The sequence below is a fragment of the Nostoc sp. T09 genome (assembly GCF_002154695.1).
Taxonomy (GTDB): Bacteria; Cyanobacteriota; Cyanobacteriia; order Cyanobacteriales; family Nostocaceae; genus Aulosira.
This window is the reverse complement of sequence record NZ_MTAV01000245.1, coordinates 1-1,713: the sequence shown is the minus strand read 5'-3', so window position 1 is coordinate 1,713 and position 1,713 is coordinate 1. Positions and strand designations below refer to the sequence as shown.

The 1,713-nt window shown below is 42.4% G+C and carries 2 protein-coding genes; both read right to left on the bottom strand.

Features of this window, described 5'->3' with window-relative positions; all coding sequences use genetic code 11:
- A partial coding sequence (locus tag BV372_RS38110) for a tetratricopeptide repeat protein (RefSeq protein ID WP_256973615.1) occupies positions 1 to 835 on the bottom strand: 835 nt, incomplete at its 3' end.
- A 551-nt stretch (positions 836 to 1,386) separates the two neighbouring features.
- Positions 1,387 to 1,713: DUF3365 domain-containing protein (locus BV372_RS33585; RefSeq protein ID WP_143845478.1), on the bottom strand; the 327-nt coding region annotated here is incomplete at its 5' end.

Genomic DNA, 1,713 nt, shown 5'->3' with positions numbered 1-1,713 from the left:
GCTTTTCCCCTAAAGCGGAGTAAACTTTCCCAAAACTAACCAGAGTAGAAGCTTCCCCACGCTTGTCGCCCACTGTACGATACAGCGGTAGTGCAGTATTGTAATATTCCAATGCTTTGGGCTTTTCCCCTAAAGCGTCATACACTCTACCAAAACTAACCAGAGTAGTAGCTTCCCCACTCTTGTCGCCCACTGCACGATACAGTGGTAGTGCAGTATTGTAATATTCCAAGGCTTTGGGCTTTTCCCCTAAAGCTTCATACACTCTGCCAAAACTAACTAGAGTAGTAGCTTCCCCACGCTTGTCGCCCACTGCACGATACAGTGGTAGCGCAGTACTGTAATATTCCAAGGCTTTGGGCTTTTCCCCTAAAGCGTCATAAACTGTGCCGAAACTAATCAGAGTAGAAGCTTCCCCACGCTTGTCGCCCACTGCACGATACAGTGGTAGCGCAGTATTGTAATATTCCAAGGCTTTGGGCTTTTCCCCTAAAGCTTCATACACTCTGCCAATACTAAGCAAGGTAACAGCTTGCCATTTTTTATCTCCTGACTTCTGCCACAATATCAGCGCTTCTTGCCATTTTTCTATTGCCTGGCGCAAAGATGCTGCTATACCTTGTTTGTAAAGTGCAGTCCCTTCATCAAAGACTTTTTTTGCTGCGGCGCGAGTTGCATTTTGCTGTGTTGTGGTTGGCTGTTGTGCAATTTGTGACGGTTTGAGTGTGGCTTTTGCCCCTACTGACTCGGATAATAATACGACACTCAGCAAGCTGATTAAACTGTAAAGCTTAAACTTGGGTTTTAGATATGTGAAGAAATTACTTTTTATCATTTGATTGTTCATATTCAAGTGGCTAATTATGCACAGCAACATTCGTACTGCATCAATGCAGCGTGCAGTAATAAATTATTGAATGATTCTCAGAATATATATTGAGCTAGATGGGATTTAGTCTAAAGCTTGCATAAAAATTGGATGACGCTGGTTTCAGTTTTCGCAACAAAATTTTGAGAGATTGTTTACTCATGGGTGTTTTTCCTCGCTTCCCTGATATTTATTTCAGAGGGGCGAGGACTTATGCAGTTTTTGCGTCTTGTTACCACATCTATCGTAGGAGCAGGGAGCATGGGGAAAAAGGGTTTGAGTCTTTTTTACTTTTCTTCACACAGTTTGCTTTTATTGTGCAGACTTACTTAGTGCAAAATCCAACGACAATTGCATTGCAGACCGATGCATTAATATAACAAGCCAATGTATTGGCATAACAAGCCGACGTATTAACGTAACAGACCGATGTATTGGCATAACAGGTCGATGCATTAATATAACAAGCCGACGTATTAACATAACAGACCGATGTATTGGCATAACAGGTCGATGTATTAATATAACAAGCCGATGCGATGTCTACGACAAGACGCTCCGCGTCTACGCATTGCAGGGCGATGCATTGTCAAATGTAAAGTGTGTTTCTGAGTCCCGACAACTTGATTAAGCTTCCATCTGTAACCGTTTTGTGTACAGTAGCGTTGGACGTGACTTTTGAGAGTTTGATCTGGCTTACCATGACATAACAGACAGCGGGAATCGATAACGGTTAATGGTTGAGTGCTGTAAAATAGTTTTTCCCCAGCTTGCAAGCGAAAATTAGAGAGAGTTTTTAAAGTGCGATCGCTCTCAAACCGTTCAATTAATTTTGCCTCAAATCG